The sequence below is a fragment of the Capnocytophaga sp. oral taxon 326 str. F0382 genome (assembly GCF_000318295.1).
GTDB lineage: Bacteria > Bacteroidota > Bacteroidia > Flavobacteriales > Flavobacteriaceae > Capnocytophaga > Capnocytophaga periodontitidis.
Map to the genome: position 1 here is coordinate 21029 of NZ_KB291447.1, position 22476 is coordinate 43504.

At 39.3% G+C, this 22476-nt stretch carries 21 protein-coding genes; 9 read left to right on the plus strand and 12 right to left on the minus strand.

The genetic code is table 11. The annotated features are described in order from the left end of the window. The 10 genes from HMPREF9073_RS16400 to HMPREF9073_RS11605 all read right to left on the minus strand — a co-directional run. The coding region (locus tag HMPREF9073_RS16400) for a DUF4302 domain-containing protein (protein WP_009413959.1) at nt 1–254 on the minus strand (254 nt) is incomplete at its 3' end. A 15-nt stretch (nt 255–269) separates the two neighbouring features. Then, a complete protein-coding gene (locus HMPREF9073_RS11565) occupies nt 270–884 on the minus strand; it encodes a hypothetical protein (RefSeq protein WP_009413960.1) in 615 nt (204 codons plus the stop codon). 29 nt (nt 885–913) lie between these two features. Next, a complete protein-coding gene (locus HMPREF9073_RS11570; RefSeq protein WP_009413961.1) occupies nt 914–2389 on the minus strand; it encodes a BACON domain-containing protein in 1476 nt (491 codons plus the stop codon). A 16-nt stretch (nt 2390–2405) separates the two neighbouring features. Then, the gene (locus HMPREF9073_RS11575) at nt 2406–3428 is read right to left on the minus strand and encodes a hypothetical protein (protein ID WP_009413962.1); all 1023 of its coding nucleotides are present in this window, start codon (nt 3426–3428) and stop codon (nt 2406–2408) included. A gap of 63 nt (nt 3429–3491) precedes the next feature. Beyond that, nucleotides 3492–4826: a DUF4302 domain-containing protein gene (locus HMPREF9073_RS11580; RefSeq protein WP_009413963.1), complete on the minus strand. Its 1335-nt coding sequence runs from the start codon at nt 4824–4826 to the stop codon at nt 3492–3494. A gap of 23 nt (nt 4827–4849) precedes the next feature. Next, nucleotides 4850–5800, minus strand: coding sequence for a leucine-rich repeat protein (locus tag HMPREF9073_RS11585; protein ID WP_009413964.1), 951 nt, complete (start codon nt 5798–5800; stop codon nt 4850–4852). A gap of 18 nt (nt 5801–5818) precedes the next feature. Next, entirely contained in the window at nt 5819–7168 is a 1350-nt protein-coding gene (locus HMPREF9073_RS11590) for a DUF4302 domain-containing protein (RefSeq protein ID WP_009413965.1), read from the minus strand. A 14-nt stretch (nt 7169–7182) separates the two neighbouring features. Beyond that, nucleotides 7183–8025: a putative zinc-binding metallopeptidase gene (locus HMPREF9073_RS11595; protein WP_009413966.1), complete on the minus strand. Its 843-nt coding sequence runs from the start codon at nt 8023–8025 to the stop codon at nt 7183–7185. Nucleotides 8026–8055: 30 nt separating this feature from the next. Next, nucleotides 8056–9549: a RagB/SusD family nutrient uptake outer membrane protein gene (locus tag HMPREF9073_RS11600; RefSeq protein WP_009413967.1), complete on the minus strand. Its 1494-nt coding sequence runs from the start codon at nt 9547–9549 to the stop codon at nt 8056–8058. Nucleotides 9550–9565: 16 nt separating this feature from the next. After that, complete coding sequence (locus HMPREF9073_RS11605; RefSeq protein WP_009413968.1) at nt 9566–12910, minus strand: SusC/RagA family TonB-linked outer membrane protein; 3345 nt, start codon at nt 12908–12910, stop codon at nt 9566–9568. 447 nt (nt 12911–13357) lie between these two features. Here HMPREF9073_RS11605 and rnpA point away from each other — a divergent pair, with 447 nt between their 5' ends. The 7 genes from rnpA to HMPREF9073_RS11640 all read left to right on the plus strand — a co-directional run bounded on the left by rnpA (nt 13358) and on the right by HMPREF9073_RS11640 (nt 17404). Beyond that, nucleotides 13358–13726 (plus strand): ribonuclease P protein component, encoded by a 369-nt coding sequence (gene rnpA / locus HMPREF9073_RS11610; protein WP_009413969.1) that lies wholly within the window; start codon nt 13358–13360, stop codon nt 13724–13726. Continuing rightward, nucleotides 13723–14292, plus strand: coding sequence for a phosphoribosylglycinamide formyltransferase (purN, locus tag HMPREF9073_RS11615; protein WP_009413970.1), 570 nt, complete (start codon nt 13723–13725; stop codon nt 14290–14292). The genes rnpA and purN overlap by 4 nt, the downstream gene beginning before the upstream one ends. 239 nt (nt 14293–14531) lie before the next feature. Beyond that, nucleotides 14532–14975, plus strand: coding sequence for an energy transducer TonB (locus HMPREF9073_RS11620; RefSeq protein ID WP_009413971.1), 444 nt, complete (start codon nt 14532–14534; stop codon nt 14973–14975). A gap of 16 nt (nt 14976–14991) precedes the next feature. Beyond that, nucleotides 14992–15891, plus strand: coding sequence for a sulfate adenylyltransferase subunit CysD (cysD, locus tag HMPREF9073_RS11625; protein WP_009413972.1), 900 nt, complete (start codon nt 14992–14994; stop codon nt 15889–15891). A gap of 85 nt (nt 15892–15976) precedes the next feature. After that, nucleotides 15977–16471 carry a TlpA disulfide reductase family protein gene (locus HMPREF9073_RS11630; RefSeq protein WP_009413973.1) on the plus strand — a complete coding sequence of 165 codons (495 nt, stop codon included), beginning with the start codon at nt 15977–15979 and terminating at the stop codon, nt 16469–16471. Nucleotides 16472–16572: 101 nt separating this feature from the next. Then, entirely contained in the window at nt 16573–16974 is a 402-nt protein-coding gene (locus HMPREF9073_RS11635; RefSeq protein ID WP_009413974.1) for a hypothetical protein, read from the plus strand. Nucleotides 16975–16993: 19 nt separating this feature from the next. Continuing rightward, nucleotides 16994–17404, plus strand: coding sequence for an META domain-containing protein (locus HMPREF9073_RS11640; RefSeq protein WP_009413975.1), 411 nt, complete (start codon nt 16994–16996; stop codon nt 17402–17404). Between the two features lie 96 nt (nt 17405–17500). Here the strand turns inward: HMPREF9073_RS11640 and HMPREF9073_RS11645 are convergent, their stop codons facing one another. Continuing rightward, nucleotides 17501–19108: an L-lactate permease gene (locus tag HMPREF9073_RS11645; protein WP_009413976.1), complete on the minus strand. Its 1608-nt coding sequence runs from the start codon at nt 19106–19108 to the stop codon at nt 17501–17503. A gap of 302 nt (nt 19109–19410) precedes the next feature. On the opposite strand from HMPREF9073_RS11645, the gene gdhA reads away from it, so the two are divergent. Next, a complete protein-coding gene (gdhA, locus tag HMPREF9073_RS11650) occupies nt 19411–20751 on the plus strand; it encodes an NADP-specific glutamate dehydrogenase (protein WP_009413978.1) in 1341 nt (446 codons plus the stop codon). An 89-nt stretch (nt 20752–20840) separates the two neighbouring features. Next, nucleotides 20841–21494, plus strand: a complete 654-nt coding sequence (locus HMPREF9073_RS11655; RefSeq protein ID WP_009413979.1) for a M949_RS01915 family surface polysaccharide biosynthesis protein — start codon at nt 20841–20843, stop codon at nt 21492–21494. A gap of 95 nt (nt 21495–21589) precedes the next feature. Here the strand turns inward: HMPREF9073_RS11655 and HMPREF9073_RS11660 are convergent, their stop codons facing one another. Then, nucleotides 21590–22468 carry an energy transducer TonB gene (locus HMPREF9073_RS11660; RefSeq protein WP_009413980.1) on the minus strand — a complete coding sequence of 293 codons (879 nt, stop codon included), beginning with the start codon at nt 22466–22468 and terminating at the stop codon, nt 21590–21592. Between the last annotated feature and the right edge of the window lie 8 nt (nt 22469–22476).

Here is a 22476-nt window from a genome sequence, read left to right on the forward strand (position 1 = left end):
GGGGTAGCCGTAGCACTGAGATCGGAGAGCATTGATACTTTGCCTTGAGTGTCGAACTTCATCAAGAAGTGGTAGCCTCCGAAAGAATCATCGGAGGAAATATAGGTGAGTTTCCAGCCGTCGGGAGATGCAGTGAGCTCTTTCATCAGGGCGGGGTTTTCCACTGGGTCGATAGGGTTATCTACTGCATCGTTGTCGTTCTTGGTGCAGAACGTAAGGCTCATAGCGAGCAAAAGGAGGGTGATTTTTTTCATTGTGTTTTTAGGGGGTTAAAGTGTATAAATATAACTAAAATTGATGATTGCGTGGTAACGGGTGATGTAGTTGCCTTTGTTCCAGAAAGAGCCTCCTATTTCTCCAAAAATCGCTAATTTACTGTGGTCGGAAGCGTATAAATCTACTCCGGCAAAAATGTGATAGCCGAGGTTGACGGTACCTCCTATCCAATCTTTGTTGTCCACATCCTGAGTTTTGAACTGTCGCCACAAAGGAGCGCTGACATGGAGTCCAGCACCGGTAACAATACCAATATTAGGGCTCACAGGGGTAGTTATGGCTAAGCGCACAGGCACATCGAGGGTAGAGACATTGAGCATTGCATAGTTACTTTCACTTTGATGAAAGCCTCCTTGTGAAAACTCACTGACTCCAAAACCCATTTCAAAGCGGAGGTTTTTTTCAGGAGAGTAGAGCACTCGCATTTGTGCGCGCAGTAAACCACCTCCCATTTGGAAATCATTACTCACCATTTCGGCAAGCCCTAAGCCTGCATCAAATTCACAAGACCATTTCGCATACGGAATACTGTCTTTAGCGGTTCCTTTTTCTTGGCTAAAAGCATTAATTGTAGCGCCTAATAGCAGGGATAATAATAACTTTTTCATTTGTGGTTAGGCTTTTAAGGGATAGAACGTTATTTTACATAGTAAACTCTAAAATCTAATACAGTTTCTTGGTTTTCTATAAGCACTTTAGCTGAGATTATATCTTTTCCTTTTTTGAAGATATAATAACCTTTAGAGATTCCGCTGTACACATAGCCTTCGTTTTTCAAGAGGGCTAAAAATTCTTTGGTAGGGTAATATTCGCCATCTAAGCCTGCAAAGAAAGCTAAAGAAGCTGTGTTGAAACGGAAAGTGGTTTGGTATAACCCTACAAGTGTATTAGTGCTCTTACCTACGAAATAAGTGCGGCTAAGTACATTATTTTTGTTCACATTATACGTATAAGCATCGCGTTTTTCATTGGATTGAGGCGAATTAGCAGCATCGTAAGTACCTCCGTTAGCTTGCTCATAAGTGGCTATTTCGTCTTTAGTAGCTCCTTTTTTAAGCAGAGCAGGAAGTTGAGCAAAGGTAGTAAAGTTTTTTTGCTGTACAGGATAGTAAGAAAACGCGTAGTGGTTTGCTTTGGCATCAGCCATAAATTGTACTAACACTTGTTTTTCGCGATGTACAAAGGCGTCTTTATCGGTGAGGGTCATATCCAAAGTGGTTTTATAGCCTTTGATAGTGATTTTCTCAAACCCTTCTTGCACGAGAAAGTCCTCAAAGTTCTTTTTCTGAGCCTCAGTAAGAGGGTTTTCTTTGGCAAAGAGTCCTGCTTTTTGCAAGCCTCGCAAGTTGACTACGTACTGTATTTCGCTGAAAAGTTTATCGGTTACGGTATATACTAATTGGCTGCCAGAGCCTAAATCTTTTTCACTTTTGAGGGTGCTTTTACGCGTTTTTTCAAAGTTTTTAATATCGTCGATTACTTTGCCAAACTCTACAAAAGGCAAAATATACGATACATTCACTCTTTGGGTTACCGCAATTTCACCAGCGGTTTTATCGCCTACTAACACGGTAATTGTAGCTGTTCTATCAGCTCCGGAGGTGTTTTCTTTTACTTGGAAAACAATTTTGTTTTTATTGGGCTGGATAGGAAAAGTAATCCAATCGTGAGACGCTTTAAGCGTATAGTCATTCACATTTTTATCGGTGATGTTGATGGTGTGTTCAGCAGCTTGTGCGCCTACCTCAACGGCTGTTGTTTCGGGGGTTACGAACAAGCGCGCTTTTTGATAGACATCTATTTTGGCTTTCACTGAGTTTTGCACCATTAGGTTGATGGTACCGTGGCGGTCTCCACCTTCGTTGGTGAGGACTTCAAATTTTAGGGTTTTATAATCGGTGTCGGGGGAGAGTTTGATCCACGCGGCATCGGTTTGCTCGGTATAAGCACCATCGGCAGTTACGTTTACTGAGTAGTTACCTTGTTGAGCAGGGACATTTAAAATTGTAGCTTCGGGGGTAACGGTAGTTGAGTTAGCGTTTTTAGTATCATCGTCTTTTTTAGAGCAAAACGAGAGACTCAAAGCGAGCAGAAGTAGGGTTATTTTTTTCATAAGGGGTTAAATTTAGTTAAAAATCTATATCTTCTTCAGAAATACTATTTTTATCTATTTGATTTCCTGTTATACTTGTATATGGATAATAGCCATCAATGTGTAAAGTGTAATCCTTAGTTATGCTTGTTTGGATTCCTCCTATTTCTTTAGGAAAATAAGGTCCTACATATAAAGATTTATTTATATACTTAAACAAGTTATAAAATTTATTATCTTCAATCTCAAAAGAATGATTTGCCTTATTATACTTTATTTCCTTTTTTAACAAAAGAACCCTCTGACTAGGATTATTTTTTAGTTTAAAAGTTACAAGATGTTTTCCAAGTATTAATGGACGTCCTATAAAACTATAAGGATCGTTTTCATCAATTGGACTATAAGGGTCAAGTAAGGTTGTTAATGGAGTTTGTATATTTATTTTATCAAACATACAAACAATAAATTCTGCTATTGAAGAACCTATATTTAGATAGGAAGCTGGACTACCATATCCTCCAAATCTAAACCAACCTATAATTAAAGTAACACGAGTCCTTATTTCTTTAAATTTTTCATGCCTTTCTTCATTAGTAACTTTAAGCCCTACTACTTCTTGTGCACAATCCCAAAACTTACTCTCACTAATATCTCCTCCCTTATTTTTCTCTTTTTCTAAAGTAGTAATAAGTGTACCTGCCAAAGCAATTCGAGGGTCATTGAGAGAGCCAAAATTTTGTACAATTTCCTCATTACTCATTCCAAAGAAATTGAGGAGGTATACAGATTCTTTTACTAAAGGCATTAACTTTTCACGAGCAATTTCTTCGGTGAAAGTTTTACGACCTCTGAGTGTTTGGACTTCTTGAGCAAATAATTGTTCCTTTTTCAAAAAAGACTCTATTAAAAGAGAGTTTTGATTTTCTATTTCTTTTTGCAAAGAGATAGAGGCATTAGCTGACACTTCACTACCAGAGGGAAGAAGCTCATTTTGTTCATCAATATCTTTGTTACAAGCAACAAAAGCTACTGAAATTAGGCATAGTAAAAACTTTTTCATAGTAATATAAGTAATTTTTATATTAGAGGCTACTAAAAATAGTAACCTCTAATATATTTACAATTATCTCATTTGTGCATAATAAGGAATATTATTCTCTGGGGTATTAGCACTTTGTAAGGTATAAGCAGGATTAGTATAACGTCCGATTCTTTTAGAAAGTTTGGTTACATAAAAACCATCAGAGGCTATATTTGCGAAATAATCCATAGCAGACCGTGCTCTTTGTAAAACTGTACTATTAGCAGGAGCTTGCCATTGAGCAGATAAAGTATTTTCTGCTTTATTCTTGAGATAAAGACGTTTGTTTCTTAACTCATAATCAAAAGTTGCTGTGTAATACGCTTCTGTTCCACTAAAGTTATAACCTAAAGCTACAAGACATTTTGTACCTTGAAAAACTAATTGTGCTCTTGTGAAATCGGTAGTGCTATTTACTTTTAAGACATTTTCATAGAAAGGAGTACTTGTAATATTTGTATATGTTTTCATTTCATCTGTAAGTAAGATAAAAGCAGCTATACGAGTGTTCACATCTCTATAATCATCAGTGATAAATGCATCAGGAGGTACTAATGAATAGTGTACCTTTACCGTTACGCCATCAACAGTAGCTTTATAGGTAGGAGGGGTGGTACCATCATCACGTATAAGCTCGGTAAAGTTTTTGCCTTGAATAGTAAGGGCTGGTTTAAAGGCTACTCCTATTTTGGTGGCCACTACTGAGACTTGTAAGAAATCATTGGCATTAGAAAGTGGAGCTATCCCTATACTCCCGTTTCGCATATCGATTTCATAGGGAATGGTATTACCATTAGCTGTTACCTCCATATAATAATTAGAGATATTCTCTGCTAAGGTATTGAGGTTACTTGAAAGAGTGTTAATATCTGTCCAATCTTGGGCGGTAGCGGGCTCAAAGTATACGAACTGTTCGGTAGACTTGCGTTGCGTTCTGAATTTGAGTTTATCGCCTTCTTTACCGTAATACAGGAACTGATATTCACCTGCATAACCTGCTCCTTGTTGTCCTTGCATTGCATCGGAAAGTTCGTGGATATAGTTTTTGGTAGTGAAGGTGAGTTTCACTCCTTGTCCTTGTTGTAATTCGTATTTAGAGGTAGTGGCAGAAACAGTATTACTACTAAAATCGGATGCCATAGATACAAATCCTTCGGGGGTAAATTTCATCAAGAAATGGTAGCCTCCAAAGGTACCTTCTTTGGTAAAGTAGGTAAGTTTCCATCCTTGAGGGGCGGAAGTAAGAGCACTGCGAAGTTCGCTTTCTTTTTCGTTGAATCGCTCAGCAGGTGTTTTACCGAAGAGGTCATCGGGTTCGTTCTTTTGGCAAGCAAAAAGTGCCAAAGCGATGATGGGTAATAAGAGGAGTCTTTTCATTGTAAATGTAGTTTTAAAGGGTTTTAAAAATCAGTTTCTTCAATACGACTGAATTTGCTTTTCCAATTATCTACAGCTTCGTACTTTTCTTTGCTTCCTTTAGGTACAAACAACACTCTTTGAGTACCAGATATCAGGTTAGGAAAAGTGCCTCTAAACACTTTAGGAGGTTCAACAGCTGCACATTTCACTACTGCTATTTGGCGGCATTGGAAGAAAGCATTCTTTCCTATTTCTTTAGTTTGTGCGGGCAATGCTACTGTTTTGAGTTCGGCACAAGAGGCAAAAGCTTCTTGGCTAACTTTCAACTCTTCATTCTCTACCCCTGTGATGGTAAGGGTTTGTAGAGAAGCATTGAACTGAAAAGCACCTAAGCCAATGTTTTTTACCCCGTTGAGGGTTATTTGTTCTACTTGTTGACAATAGGCAAAAGCTAATTTTTCAAAATTTTCTACTCCATTGGCAGTGATGCTTTTGAACTCACCAAAGCCTTTAAACACGCCTTCGCCTACTGCTTTTACTCCAGAGAGTACCAAATCGGTATCATCGGCGAAGTTATGGCGATCGGAATGGGTGATAGTGCCATTGGCATCTACTGTATAAAGTGTTTTTACAACTACTGGAATTTCAGCTTTTTGTTGGCTTTTGGTATCGACTACTGTGATAGTAGTGGTACCTGTAGCCACGCTGGTAATCTCTAAGGTGTTACTCACTACCTTTACGCTCACTATAGGAGTTGCTACTGTAGCGCTATAGCTGCCAGAACCTGCTGTAATAGTGAGCGTTTGGGTACTGCTTAAAGTAATGAAAGTAAGAGTTTGAGTTGCTACACTGAGATTGTCGTATTGAACAGTAGGAGTGGAAGTGTTTCCTCCTCCCCCACTATTGTTGTTACTATTATTATTGATTTTATTATCATCTTTGCTACAAGCTACAGCAAGAATGGTAACGAGTAAAATAAGTATTTTTTTCATTGCAAGTTCTTTTTTAGTTTAATCTCTTTGAAAATATCCATAAGCTGGGAAATAGATATTAGGCAAACGATGGCTTTGTATTACATACACATCATCGGTATAACGGAATTTATTAGGCACCTTCTTTATATAGAGACCTTCACTTCCTAAGTAGGCTATACTGTTGAGGGCTGTTAAGGCTTTCCTTAAAATAGCTTCATTTTCAGTAGCTTGCCACAAATTTAAATTAGTGCCGTCGATACTTGTTCTATCTTTGATATAAATGCGTTTATCTTTAATTTCGTAGTTATGAACAAAGATGAGTCGAGATTGAAACTGTTGATTAGGAAATTGATAGCGCACTTCTACTTCACATTTGGTACTGCTTTTAAAAGAAATCAGTAGTGAAGGGAACCACTTGCTGCTTTCTATTTTCATCACGTTATCTCTAAAACCTTCGGTAGTAAAAGGAGTACTTAGCAAGGTTTCCGACAAGAATAAGAATCGGTTTACAGTTGCCGGTACTGACTGATAATCATTAGAGATATGTTCTTGAGAGGGTCTCAACTCAAAGCGTATTTCGGCAGTTACTCCATCTACTGTAGTGATATAACGCGCTGGAGAAGCGTTGTTATCCCAAGTGATTTGGGTGAATGTTTTGCCTTCAATCACCAAAGGAGGGTCGAAAGTAAAGCCTGCTTGAGTAGGGACAATTGCTGTTTTTAGTGTTTGAGAAGGGTCGGACGAAAGATTTAGCGTTAGGTATCTGTTAGATAGTGATATGCTATAATCTTTGGTCACGCCATCTTTGGTTACTCTAAAAAAGTGTCTAAGGATATCGCCTTCTAAAGCATCTACACTTCCGCTAAGGTTTTGGATAACATTCCAATCTTGGGCAGTAGCGGGCTCAAAATACACAATTTGTTCAGTAGCTTGACGTTGAGTTTTGAATTTGAGTTTGTTACCTTCTTTTCCGAGATAAATAAATTCAAATTCACCTTCTAATCCTTTTCCTTGTTCACCCTGCATAGCATCGGAAAGTTCGTGGATATAGTTTTTAGTGGTGAAAGAAAGCAAAGTACCTTGTCCCCATTTAATTTCGTATTTACTTGTTGTGGGGGAGGCGGTAGCGCTTATATCGGAAGCCATATTCACAAAACCTTCGGGGGTGAATTTCATTAGGAAAGTAAACCCTCCAAACTTTTTATTATCGGTGAAATAGGTGAGCTTCCACCCCTGCTGTGGGGTGGTAAGCTGGGTGCGCAATTCATTTTGGCTTTGCTCAAAACGCTCAGAAGGCGTTTTACCATCAAAAAGGTCATCAGGTTCGTTTTTCTGGCAAGCAAAGATTCCTAAAACTGCAATAGTTATATAAATGATTTTTTTCATTAATGAGATTAGCGTTATTGTAATACTGATAGCATTTGTTGTTCTACTTTAGCTTGTAGCTGGTAAATATCGATGTTCCATTCGCTTTTGAAATAAGCTACTACAAAAGCTTCTTTTTTGCGGATAGCCTCTTTTCCTGTGGCGCTACTGATGGCGTTTATTTTGGCATCCCAAGCGGTTTTACTCATACTGAGCATTCCTGAGGTCATCTCGGCAAAGTCTTCAATGTCATTCAACATAGAATATGGGGTAATAAAACCAGCGGCGTTAGCATCAGCTTCTCGCACGTTATACCAGTTGGCGGTATAACCAGAAGGGGTAATCTTGCCATATTCAGATGAATAAGGTTTCTTCTGGTTGATGATGTGGCAATACTCGTGCTGAATGGTATGGAAATATTGGCGAGTAGCGGCGTGTTTGGTCACATCGAGCTGATCGACATTGAAAAGGGTGATTTTCATACCGCTATCGGCAAACCCAAGGGTAATAGTACCACTGGGGTTTACGTTGTACCCCCCGATAAGAGAGATTTGGCGCGGTGCTACTTCTTTTATGAAGTTAGGCCCTGCTACCTCGGAATAGGCATCAATCCATACTTTTTTTACGATTTCGAGCATCGGTTGCACTTTGGCTTCGGTAGGAGGGTAAAAATATTTACCCATTTCAAAATCGGCATCGATATAGTTATAGGTAACTATAATGTTGTACGGTTTCTGGAAATTGTTGTAGATATAGGTATCTAATGGCGTTTTAGCCGTTGTTCTGGGTTTTAATACACTCTCAGAACTAAGGGTTTCTTTATTGTTGCAGGCAGCTAACGACAGCGCTAACACTGCGGCGATATATAACTTTTTCATATCTTACTAATTTGAATGTTTGTTGTTAAGTTATCTTGGGTTTGCAGTAATACCGTTAGAAATAGCATCTTCAGGGATTTGCAACTCACGACGTGGGTCATCTTTAGGGAGTTCCATAGTTTGACCACCTTTCACGTGTACAACTTTCATCCCGAGGCGTTTGTTGTCTATCCAGCGCAAGCCTTCAAACACAAAAGCAGCTCTTCTCACATCGGCTACCGCTTGTAACCATTCGCGTTGTTGAGTAGAAAGCGTATAGGCAGGATCGAACTCAGTACCTTTGTTTTGATAAATGGTATTCATATCTGCTTCACTCAACACAAAAGTATCAGGAATATTTTGCATTGTTTTCTTTCTTAAGAAAACTACCAAATCAGTAAGGAACTTAGCTTTTTCACCTTTCATCAAGTAGGCTTCTAAACGGTTGAGAAATACCTCGTCGAAAGAGATGAGCACTGCCATATCATAAGGATATCCATTACCTGCTGATACATTGGTATATTTAAAATACTCCTGGTATTTAGGGAAATTGCGGTAATCGTCGTTTCCGTAAAGAGGATACGCCCAAGTAGCGCGGAAACCGTTTAGCGGATGCTTGTTATCACCTAATACTTCTACCGATTTTTGTAAAGTCAAGCCATATTTATTGTAAGCAAAGTTTCTTGCATAAAGAGAGGAAGCCCCTACAATTAGAGCATTAGCGGGTTCATCGGAACTAGCGTACAATAGCTCTTGTTGTGCGTAGGTACGTGCGCGTTGTCCTTTTACATCGCGTAGTTTGTTTTCTGGATTAGCGCCAAGAGCTTCATTGGCGTGTGAAATTACCTTATCCCAATCACCTTTTACCAAGTAGAAGCGTGAAGCAAAAGCGTGAGCAGCTTCTTTGGTAAAGTGGAATTTAGGTTTGCTATACTTGCTATTATCAATAAGAGGTAAACCTTCAGTCAAGTCCTTTTCAATCGCATCGTAATAATCTTTTACTGATATACGGCGATAAACTTCAAACACTTTTCTTTCGGCTTTAGTGGCATAAGGCAAGCCTAAATCGGTAGCAGCGGTAGCAGGATTAAAAGGCTTGCACCAAAAAAGTCCTAACATAAAGTGTGCATAAGCACGGGCTACCAAGGCTTCTCCTTTGAGGTAGTTGATATCACTACCGCCACCAAGGTTTTCTACAGCTTCTAAGGCGTAGTTAGCATTGGCAATTGCCCCATAAGCGGCATAGAAATAGTGAGGTGGGGTATCCCAAGTGCTATACTCGTTGTTAGTTTGCCAAGAATACATTTGTGTATTGAATATAGACGACTGAGCGAGATTTACTTTATCACCTGCATTATCGCTCATTGTTTCGCAGAAATCAGCATACAGTGCGTCAGGATAGGCTCTTGCTAAGAGCTCTTGTATTTTTTCGGGTGTATCGAGTTCTGTACGTGCATCGGGTAGTTCGTCCAGAAATTTATTGCAAGCGGTAAACGATAAACCTAAAAAGAGGGCTATTATGGGTGTATATATATTCTTTTTCATTGTTTACGTATTTTTTTTAGATTCCAAGATTGATAGTAAAGGTATATTGGGTATTTACAGGGTAAGCTACCCCACCAGTGCGGAAGAACTCAGGGTCTTGGCCATTGAGGTTCTTATCGGCATAAATCAAGAACGGATTAGTAGCTTGCAAGCGCAAGGTAAGGTTGTTCACGTGTAGAGCGTCTAATACGTCTTTAGGGAAAGCATAAGAGAGCCCAATACTTTTCATACGAACGAACGAACCATCAACTACGCGTTCAGTTGAATAGTTATAGGCGTTGTACACACGACGGAGGGTAGCTCTACCTACTTCGTTTACCGTTCTTTTATCGGCAATAGCAGGGATATTGGTTACCCTTTCATCACCTGGGTTGATCCAGCGGTTTCTCATCTCTTTAGGGAAAACGCTAAGGTCGTTGTAATCTACACTATATTGATCGGGTTTGCGTATTTTGTTACCTGCGGCTACTGTAATCAAGCAGCTGAGTTCCCAATTTTTGTAACGGAAGGTGTTAGAAAGCCCTCCTGTGATATTAGGTTCTACAGGGCCTTCTTTTTTGAGGTAACTCAAGATATTATCAATTTGTTGGAAATTAATATCCTCAAAATTAGTACTACCATTGAGCAAGTTGAATAATGGCAACCCTTTGCTGTTCAATCCTATAAAGTCGTAAGAGTACAAGGTATTACGCGCTCCGCCTACTACGTTTCCTCCTACTTCACGCACTAAGTTGTACACATTAGGGCGATAGGTAAGGCTTGTAATTTCTTGGTTGAAATACGCAAAGTTGATACCTGTATTCCAGCTGAAATTATCAGTTTTTATATTTTTAGTATCCAAAGCGAGCTCTATACCTTTGGTCACCATTGAGGCGTTGTTTGCCAATTTTACAAGTTGCCCTCCAACACCTGAGGTACGTACATAGTCAATCAAGTCTTTAGAATTCTTTTGGTAAAGGTCTAACGACAAATTAACGCGGTTTTTAAACAAGCCGAGTTCCATACCTACGTTGGCTTCGTATACTTTTTCCCAAGTGAGTTCAGAGTTTTGAAGTGCTTCTATAAATATAGTGTTTTCTCTATCACTGAGGTTGTAACGGTTAGCTACTTCGTTTTTAAAGATAGCTAAAGCGTTGCTGGCAGAACCTAAACCAGCGATAAGCCCATAGCTCAAACGGAAAGCAAGGTTAGAAATCTTGGTATTGTCTTTCAAGAAACTCTCATTAGAAGCATTCCAACGACCACTCACGTTCCAAGTAGGCAACCAGCGTGAACTGCGGCTTCTACCCAATTGGTTAGAACCTTCGTAATTGGCTGTACCAGCGAATACATAGCGGTTGTCGTAAGTATAAGTTCCTTGTAAGAAGAAAGCTATACCACGCTCTTTAGTGAATGATTTACCAAAGTAAGGAGAGTTATCCTGAATTGCTTTTTGAATCACGCGATAATCGGTAAAGGCAGTGCCTCCGCGCTCAAATTGGTAACCATAACCGTTGAAGAAAGAGTTATCGCGGTCGGTATGACGATATTCTTGCCCTAAGAATGCTTTTAGGTCGTGTTTTTCTTTAAACAAACGTTTGTACTCCAAAGCATTGCGGAAATAGTAACTTTGCAAGTTGTTTTCGGTAAGTTTATAGATACCTCCGTTAGGCAATGCTACTTGAGGAATCATATCAGGATTTTCTGGGTCTTTAAACAAGAAAGGGTTTGCTTTTGCAATCACTGTTGTGCGATTGGCGCGATAAGCTCCTACCACGTTAGAGTTTTCTCTCATAGAGTGTTCGTTTGAACTCTTTACGTGACGTACAGAACCGAGGAAGTTGTATTTAAGTCCTTTAGCTAATTTAACCTCTAAATCTCCTTGAATTTTATACTCGAGCACGTTCAAATCCATATAGTTGTTAGCGAGCTCGTTGAGGATGTTCATAGGCGCATAGTTGTAGCTGTAGTACTCGTATTTGCCATCATCACCATAAGGGCGCAATGCACGTGAGGTATTGAGCGCATAGCTGAAAGGGTTGATATCAAAATCGCGATCATAACCACCACTTACAGTGTTGGCAGTACGGTTGTAAGTACCAGGAGCTTTTTGGGTACGTATAGACCCTTGAGTGAGCACCCCAATTTTTACGCTGGGCGAAAGGGTATAGGTAGTTTTGAGGTTCCCTGTTACACGGTGCACACGGTCGGCAATTGTCCATCCTGGGTCTACAAAGAAACCTACTGAACCATATACAGTCGCATTTTCACCCCCACCTGAAAGACTCACAGTGTGGTTTTGTGTAAGTGAAGGACGGAAAAGTGTTTTAAACCAATCGGTATTGGCGTATTCGTATTTGCGCAAGAAAGCAAGGCGTGCAGCTTCGGTATTTTCAAGCAAGAAAGTACCTGTGGCAGGGTTATAAGTATCGATAGCGCGATACATTATATTATAAGCCCCTCCATAACGCGCTTGTGTATATGAAGAAAGTGAAAAATAGCCTTTTTCCTCCAATTCGCGGTAGACTCCCATAGACTCTTGAGAGTTCATAATGTCGTACTGATTGTAATTAGGAATCATACGCACCGACTCTTCCAATTGGTAGTTTAGCTGAGTTTTTACGTTTTTTCTACCGCTTTTAGTGGTGATAATCACGGCACCGTTGAGGGCGCGCGCACCGTAAAGAGAAAGGGCTGAAGCATCTTTAAGAATTTCGATACTCTCAATATCGTTCGCATTGATACCAGAGATAGCCGAACTCACCAAAGTAGAAGCATCACCAGAGGCGAGCTGTTCGAAGGTTAGCGGCACTACCTCTTCTTGTACAGCCCCATCGACTACCCATAGCGGTTTAGTATCACCAAAGATAGATGAACCCCCGCGAATAGTAATTTTAGGTGAAGTACCAAAAGTACCAGAGATGTTCTGTACGTTTACCCCTGCGGCACGACCTTCAATCATACGACCTACATCCACCACGCCGTCCATTTTAATATTGTCGGCTTTAAGGGTTTGGGCGTTACCTGTAAACTTAGAACGGTCGAACTCTTGGTAACCTGTAAGCACTACACCGGTAAGCTGTTGCGCTTCCACTTCAAGTGTTACATTGATTGCCTTGTTATTACCTACAGGACGTTCGACAGGCTTCATACCTAATGACGAAAAGACCAATACAGCCTTATTATTAGGTACTTTGATGGAGTATTTACCATCAAAATCGGTAGCGACCCCGTGAGAGGTTCCTTTTACTACTACAGAGGCACCGGGTAGTGGAGTGCCCGCATCATCTTTTACTACCCCTGTTACGGTGTGTTCTTGGGCAAAAGCATAGCCGACGAACAGCACAGCGCATAACAGTGCGTACATCAATTTTTCTTTCATCGCTATTATATTATGTCAATTATTTTTGCAAAGTTTCAGAAAAAAAAATTATAAATGCAAATTTATATAGCATTTTTTTTGGCGGCCGTTTTAAAGAGTGCAAAATCTTTTCCAAAAAACTGTTTTTTAAAGATTACTTAGCATTATTGTTAAAAAATTACAGTATTCTCAACGTTTTTAAAGATTCAATGAAAATACCGCAAATATTCTCTTAAAAAAATGAAGATTTTCTTATACGTGACTATTAAAGTGTAAGTTATTTATTTTTAAGGATATAAAGCGATAAACTAAAAATAAAGCACTTAGATAAAAACATTCATTTAGATGAAATTAAAATGAAAATTTAACGTTTTTTAAGAAATAGATTTTCGGTTATATCTGTTGATAATATGTATTTTGCTAAGTGACTAAATTTGCTAATTGACAAATTATTCGTATTTTTGCCCTATGTATACTTTTCCAAAAGCCGAAAAACTCTGCAAACGTGAGTATATACAGCAACTTTTCGCTCAGGGTGAGGCACTTACAGCCTACCCCATACGTTTGTTGTATACCCCTATCACTGCTCTTAAGGTACCTTATCAGTTACTGATAAGTGTGCCTAAACGCACTTTTAAACACGCTGTAGATAGAAATTTACTCAAACGCCGATTGCGAGAGGCTTATCGACTACAAAAACACCTTTTACCTCTAACTGAACAACCCTACGCTTTAGCCTTTATTTATATAGGAAAAGAAAAAGTTACCTATACCGAAATAGAAAATGCCGTGAAAGTTACCCTTTCACAATTTGCTAATTTGCCTATTCAACTATGAAAAAAATCGTTGTTTTTGCCTCTGGTTCTGGCTCAAATGCCGAACGTATCGCTACTTATTTCAGCGAAAAAGGTAGCGCTCAAGTGAGTTTAATCCTCTGCAACAACCTACAAGCTGGCGTGCTGGAACGCGCTAAACGCTTAGATATCCCTTCTCTTGTGTTCAACCGACAAGCTTTCTACAAAACAAATGTAGTACTCGATGTTCTCAAAACACAACAACCCGACCTTATTGTGCTGGCAGGCTTCCTATGGAAAGTACCTGAAAATCTTATAACTGCCTATCCTAACCGCATTCTCAACATCCACCCCTCACTCCTGCCTAAGTACGGCGGCAAAGGAATGTATGGCGCTCGCGTACACCAAGCCGTAGTAGCCAATAGCGAAACAGAAAGCGGTATCACCATTCACTATGTAAACGAACATTACGACGAAGGTAACATCCTCTTTCAAGCAAAAACCCAAGTATTACCTACCGATACCGCTGATACTTTAGCAGAAAAAATACACCTTTTAGAATACGAGCACTTCCCTAAAGTAATAGAAAAATGGTTGGAAACTTGTTAGTTAAAAAAAAAGTTGTACCTTTGTAAAATTTGTAAGTAAAGAGATTATGTTTTCAACCGTAAAAAAGAACTCCAAAGTATGATCATACTATAGAATTCAAAACTTATAGAAACAGTAAAACATTATCAATTAGCCTTAGAAAATAAACTTACAGAACAAAGTAGCTTTTTGCAATTCTCAATTACATCAAGCAAAATTAATGTATAAATACTTTTGAAAATTTTAAAATATCTAAAACAATGAAAGCAATTAAAACCTTAGTAACAAGCATCTTATTAGTAGCCACTTTCGCTACTACACAAGCTCAAGACAGTAAAGCTGTTGACATTAATAACACTTCAGTGGTAAAACAAAAACCTCACTGCTTGCATTATCAAAGCATTTATACCACCAAAGAAGCTAATTTTGACGAATGTTTGAACGACTGGATAGTCAATAATTTAAATTATCCTCAAGAAGCCCTCAACAAAAAAATCAAAGGAAATGTGAAAGTATATTACCTAATTGACAAAAAAGGTAATTTTTCTGTTCAAAAAGTAGAAGGAGAACCTATTTTAGCAGCCGAAGGTAAACGCCTTTTTCAAAAATTCCCCAAAATGGCTCCCGCTAAAGACGCTCAAGGTCGCGAAATCGATGTACAAGGAATCTACCCCTTAGAATTTGATTTCGATGTAGTAAAATAGATAACAAGTAACAATCGTGAATAAAGAACATTTAAAACAATTAGAAGCTGAAAGTATTTATATAATGCGCGAAGTAGCAGCTCAATTTGAACGCCCTGCTCTACTTTTTAGCGGTGGAAAAGACTCTATTACCTTGGTGCACTTGGCTATGAAAGCCTTTGCTCCTATGAAAATACCTTTCCCTTTGGTTCATATCGATACAGGTCACAACTTCCCTGAAGCGCTCGCTTATCGCGATGCCCTTGCCAAACGCATTGGTGCGGAACTCATTGTACGACAAGTAGAAGATACTATCAAAGCTAAAGGTCTTACTGAACCCAAAGGCAAATTCGCCTCTCGTAACTGGCTGCAAACACACACCTTATTAGATACTATTGAAGAATTCCATTTCGATGCCTGCATCGGGGGCGCACGCCGCGACGAAGAAAAAGCTCGCGCCAAGGAACGTTTCTTCTCAGTAAGAGATGAGTTCGGCCAGTGGGACCCAAAACTACAACGCCCTGAACTCTGGAACATCTATAACGGTAGAATCCAAAAAGGTGAAAATGTACGCGTATTCCCCATCTCAAACTGGACAGAACTCGATGTGTGGAGCTATATCCAACAAGAGAAAATTGAACTCCCTTCTATCTATTTCGCTCACAACCGCGAAGTAATTGAACACGAAGGTCGCCTCATTGCTGTATCACCTTTCATTCAAATAGATGAAAATGATACCATCCTCAACAAGCGTGTACGCTATCGCACTGTAGGCGATATGACCTGCACCGCCGCTGTAGAAAGCAATGCTACAACCCTTGAAGAAGTGGTAAACGAAATCACTGCTTCTCGCATCTCGGAACGCGGCGAAACCCGTATAGACGACAAAGTAACCGAAGCAGCGATGGAAGACCGCAAAAAAGGAGGATATTTCTAATTAAATAACCTCAAAAACAAATCATTAAAAAAATGGTCAGATTTTTGTATGCGTAAAATCTGAATACTAAAAAACAAAATCACAAATGAGAAAAAATTTATTATTTACAGCCATAGCGCTTTTCCTTTTAGCAACTGCCCCAACCTTTGCTCAAACATTGCAACGCCACAAACCCGTACCCGAAATCACCTTCCCACAAGCCAATGGTGAAGAATTGAAGTTGTCTTCCTTACGCGGTAAATACGTACTCATCGACTTTTGGGCATCGTGGTGTATGCCTTGCAAAAAAGAAAACAGATACCTCAAACAAGCCTATAAAGAGCTCAAAGAAAAAAACTTTGTTATCCTATCTGTATCCATTGATAGACCTAAAGATAAAGACTCTTGGCTCGACACTATCAAAATGGAAGGAATGGTATGGTACAATGTGTGGGACAGCGAAAATAAAGCCGCTAATAGCTATGGCGTTAGTAGCATCCCTGCACCTTTTCTCATCGACCCCGAAGGCAACCTATTAGCCCAAGGCGACAACCTCAGAACTAACGAGTTGCTCAAAACACTCAAAAAATATATCAAATAAAACCATTCAACCAGCAGTGTTCTACTACAACCCAAACCGAGAAAACAACCCCATTTGAAGCATAACAACTCAATATATAAACCTTTAAAAAAGTAAATGTTATGAATAGAATTCTCGTTATCCTCTTGTTTTTGGGCGTGCTAAACCTATATGCACAAGAACGCACCGACCTCATCGATAGGCACTTTGAGGGTGAAATTACTAAAAGAGCCGCTGGTGATAGTATCAATACAAAACAATATATCTTTGTAACCTTTTTGAAAGATAAAGCTATCATCAAAGAAGAAAAACTAACGATTACTAAGCAACCTCGTCTCATCTACAAAGTAGAGGTAGCTTGGCGCATCAATAAACGCAACAACCAAATCATCTTTTCGGCATCTAATAAACCCTATCCTTATCAAGATTACAAATTTTACTACCGCGAAGAGGAACTAATGGCGTTTTATAGTCAGGATGACGATGGTACAATGGGGCTTGATATCTATTTCACCGAGAAATAATTTTTAAAGTAATCATACAATGAAAAAAATCAAGTTTTTAATGCTATTATCTGTAGCAATAGGGTTAGGCAGTTGTAATACTGCACGCGTTAATTCTAATAGTTTGCAAGGTGAATGGCAATTAGTTACTATGGGAACTACTGCCGTAACAGCCGAAGCACAACCTACCCTAAAACTCAATGTGAAAGAAATGAAGGTAAATGGCTCCGACAGCTGTAATACCTTTATGGGAGGCATCGTAAAAGTATCCGATAACGAATTAGTGTTTAGTGATTTAGCTTCTACACTAATGCTTTGCCCCGACAAAATGGAAGTTGCCGATGCCTTTGGCTCTGCAATGAAAAAAGTAGCTAAATATGAAGTGAAAAACGAACAGTTATTACTAAAGGACGATAAAGGAACTGTTCTGCTTACTTTTGCTAAGAAGTGAAATGTTTAAAATGGGTTAAATTAATTAATTGGAAAAGGCTGCACAGAATAAATGTTCTATGCAGCCTTTTGTTGTTTATTAATACTAATCTGTTTTTCAGCTAAAAATGAGCGGTATTACTAAAAGCGCTACTACAGCCGCTATAATTCCGTATACAAACATAGGTACCGCTGTAACTTTTAAAATTTTACCCTCAGCTCTGTCGATACCTAATACCGAACATACCGCAATAATATTGTTGATACACACCATATTACCCATCGCACCCCCTACCGATTGCAAGGCGAGAATCAAAGGGATTGAAAGCCCTGTAGTATTAGCCACCGAATATTGTACTGCCCCGAAAGTGAGGTTTGACACGGTATTAGAGCCCGAGAAAAACGCCCCAACAGCACCTAAATATGAAGCAAACATCGTCCAATAACTACCCGTAGCATCGGCTAAACCACGACCTATAATTTGCACCATTGAGTTTTCTCCTCCCATCAGCATTACATTCACCATAATAAGTGCCCCCACCAATGCTAAAAAAGGCTTTTGTATCTGTACAAAACTGGCTGAAAAAAGCGATTTAGTTTGCTTCCATTTCAGTGAGAACAACGGAATTGAAATCAGCACCGTCACTACAAACGGAATGAGTGCTGGCACATAAAGCAGCTTGTAACTCTCACTCTCGCTCGTAGCAAAAATATTCTTCAACGAGAAAATCAATCCTTTAGTTACTTGAAAATCTCCTAAATATCCTAATTTAATAGTAAACCACTCGGTAGTATCGTTCAAAAGAGATTTTAGCGGGAGTTGTTTAATGCGAGTGAGCGCTAAAATTACTATTAGTGAAGCCGTCGGGAAGAGGGCTTTCAACAGCTCTGGAGTCTTCACTTTTTCGTGCTGTATTTCACTGTTATCAGTTTTTGATAAACCAATACCTTTGCTGGCAACCCCTACCGAAATGAAAAGACCAATAGCCCCCCCTACCAACGAAGGAAACTCGTAGTTAAACCACGCAATGGCCACATAAGGCAAGGTACAAGCAAGGATACTGATGAGAATAAAAACAATATTCTCGCGTATTTGTCGCCACGAAACAATCACTTTCAGCGCCATTATCGGAATTACGAAAGCTGCAAATAGGTGTATGATAGCCGTAATTTTACCAATATCCGAAAGCTGATCGTCGGAAATAGCTCCATTGCCAATGAGCGTACCAAAACCAAACCACGTAGGCGTACCTACTGCCCCAAACGATACAGGTACCGAGTTCATAATTAGGGCGAGAATGGCCACCTGCAAGGGTTTGAAACCTAAGCCTACTAATAGAGGAGCGGCAATAGCAGCAGGTGTGCCAAAACCACTGGCGCCTTCAATCATAAAGGCAAATGCCCAGCCTATAATCATCAGTTGAGCAACAGGATTAGGGCTGATATTGCCCAACCAGCGGCGCAATACGTTCATTGCCCCTGTCATCTCCATCATTCGATTGAAGAGCACTGCCCCAAAAATTACTGTAATAGGGGTAGCTACCGAGATAATTGCCTTGATAAAATTGGCATTTAGGGCTACAAACGAGCCGTTAAAATAAGTAAGGTGAAGTATATACACCAATCCCGCAATCAGTGGAAGTGCAATATACGAAGGAAGCGCATTTTTCTTTACCATCAAATAGATGAGGAGCGCAATCGGAAGTATGCTAAGAAATAAAGACATAAGTTTTTTTAGATTTCTTTTCGGGGGCAAAAATAGTGCTTTTTATTTAAAATGCAAATTCTGCGAAAGAAAAAATAAAAATATCAACATTTTGTTAGTGGCTTAGTACAAAAACAAGACTAAAAAGTGCTATAAATTTTCGAGCTTTAAACAAGTTAAAATCTTTATATTTTCTTTTTAAGAAAAATTTCTTTCGTTTTCTTTGCACATTTCAATAATATTAAGTACTTTTGTCGCTCATTAATATATTTGCGTAACCAAAACAATTCATTAACACATAATTCATAACTAATTAATATATTATGGACGTAAAAAAAATTATGACCTCTTTAGAGGCGAAACACCCTGGTGAAAAAGAGTACTTACAAGCTGTACACGAAGTGCTTGAATCAGTACAAGAGGTGTACAACCAGCACCCCGAATTTGCCAAAGCTAAAATTATTGAACGCATTGTTGAGCCCGATCGCATTCATACCTTCCGCGTGGATTGGGTTGACGATAAAGGTGAAGTGCAAAGCAACCTCGGTTACCGCGTGCAGTTCAACGCTGCCATAGGCCCTTATAAAGGTGGTATCCGCTTCCACAAAGCTGTAAATCCTTCAATGCTTAAATTCCTCGGTTTTGAACAAACTTTCAAAAACGCCCTTACTACCCTACCTATGGGAGGTGCTAAAGGGGGGTCTGATTTCGACCCTACCGGTAAATCTGATGCCGAAATTATGCGTTTCTGCCAAGCCTTTATGCTTGAACTTTGGAAATACATAGGCCCTGATACCGATGTGCCTGCTGGCGACGTGGGTGTAGGCGGACGCGAAATAGGCTATATGTACGGTATGTACAAAAAATTAGCCCACGAGTACAATACTGGGGTACTCACCGGTAAAGGTATCAATTGGGGAGGTTCACTCATTCGTCCTGAAGCTACAGGTTATGGCGCGCTCTACTTTGTAGACCATATGCTTAAAAAACTCGGCAGAGATATCAAAGGACAACGCGTAGTAGTATCAGGATTTGGTAACGTAGCGTGGGGAGCTTCACAAAAAGCAACTCAGTTGGGTGCCAAAGTTATCGGACTTTCAGGCCCCGATGGTTGTGTGGAAGTACCTAATGGTATGACTCACGAAATGATTAACTATATGCTCGAACTCCGCGCTTCTAACCGCAACATCGTAGCACCTTTTGCCGAAAAATTTGCTAAAGAAAGTAAGTTTACTGCAGGCAAAAAAGCGTGGACTATTCCTTGTGATATTGCTTTGCCTTGTGCATTCCAAAACGAATTAGACGGTGATGACGCTCAAATGCTTATCAAAAATGGTGTAAAACTCGTAGCCGAAGTATCGAATATGGGTTGTACTCCTGAGGCTATCAAAGCTTTCCAAGATGCTAAAATGCCTTTCGCTCCTGGTAAAGCAGTGAACGCCGGAGGGGTAGCAACTTCAGGACTCGAAATGACTCAAAATGCTGCACACCTCGCGTGGAGAAGCGAAGAAGTTGATGCTAAATTGCACCAAATTATGGAATCTATCCACAACGCTTGCCTCAAATACGGTCAAGAAAAGGATTATATCAACTACGTGAAAGGTGCTAACATCGCAGGCTTTATGAAAGTAGCGCACGCGATGCTCGACCAAGGCGTGGTTTAATGACGAGTTACGAATGACGAATAACGAGTTATAAATAACAAAAAGCTGCTCAAGATAATGGGCAGCTTTTTTAAATTCATTTAGTTTTTATGAAAAATCTTTATCTATTCTTGCTCTTTAGCTTCTTATCACTACAAGCACAACCCGACTCTTCAGGAGCAACACTCCTTACAGATAAACAAGTACAAACGCTTTTTTCTCACGAAACCCTTAAAGAAATAGGGGTAACATTCCCTATCAGGAAAGTGTATGCTTTTCAAGATAAATTAGGCAAGCAGTATCTTATCATTTCTGAAAATAATAGCAACCCCGATAAAGCAACCTCTATAAAAGCGTTCAATGTGCTTCTAAAAGAAAAAAATCCGCCTCAAGTACTTTGGACAATTACCGATGCTATTGATGATACTGAACAAGCGATATGGTTCTACACGCGCTATATAAGCCTCACCGACCTCAACAACGATGGCTATATAGACCCCATTGTACTATATGGTACGCAATCTGAGTCCGAAGAGCCAAACAGAGAAAACCGAGTAAAATTCATTATTTACTACTTAGGAAAAAAGACAGCCATTCGTCATCAAAATTCTAGCTTAGACGATGGGCGACATACCCAAATAGATCGCTCTTATTACAAACTTCCCTTAGCGTTAAAAAAGAAAATACGCAGCATTGTTGCAACCTTAGAAGAAAGAGGACACGCACTTTTCAATACCGAAACTATTGAAGAACTGAAAAAGTAATTTTGATAGTACATTACTCTGTAATCTACCAAATAGAAAAAAACGGTCGCAAAGGCTTCTTAGATATTTATACAATGAAAGAATATTTTTAGTGATTATTCATCAACAAAAGAATATTTGATAGGTATTACATAGGTTGATTCTATAGGAGCTCCATATTGGTCAATAGCAGACACAAAGTTGGGGAGATTCGTGAAGATTTTTTCAGCTCCAGCCCTTAATTCTTTAGGACCTTTTATTGCCTTGGCACTTATTTTACCTTCTTTATCTACTACTATCTTCATAATTACTTTCCCTGAGATTCCCAATTCAATAGCAACAGGAGGATAGTGATATTTATTGCGAATGGTAGTACTAAAAAACTGACCGACATCTGCAATTTTTTCTTTCTCCGATAAGTGTTCTTTCCCTACTCTATAAGCCTTTTTTTCTACAGCAGGGGCTAAAGCTTTCTCGTGTGCTTTAGCAAGCCCTTCTGCCCCTTTTATAGGGTTTTTATGCTCATCTTTGGGGATTTCAAAGCTAATAGGGTAACGACCTTTCACAGCGATAACCTTCCCTTTTTTATTTTTAGCAGGAGTTACTTTCGGAAAATTAGCAAAAATACGATAACTCGTTTCTTTTATAGCCTTGTATTTACCTTTTTCTAATTCCTCTTTCTTGTTATAAGGTACATTGATATCTATAGAATCCTTATTTACAGACATCACTCCTTTTTTATCAATTACAAAAGGCACCCACACTACAGCACTGAGCCCATTGTCAAAAGCCTCTTGTGGGTAGCTAAAATGGTCATACACCCAGCTATCAACACATTGCCAGAAATCGCTACGCCCTTCCTTTTGTACAGTTCTCGTGATACCTATACATTTAGGCTCTTGCGCTACGACACTGCTCTTGAGGTCAATAGGAGCTCTTTGGGCTTGTGCCAAAGTAAAAAAGCCCCAACACAAAAAGATAATGAATGTTTTCATTGTTTTTT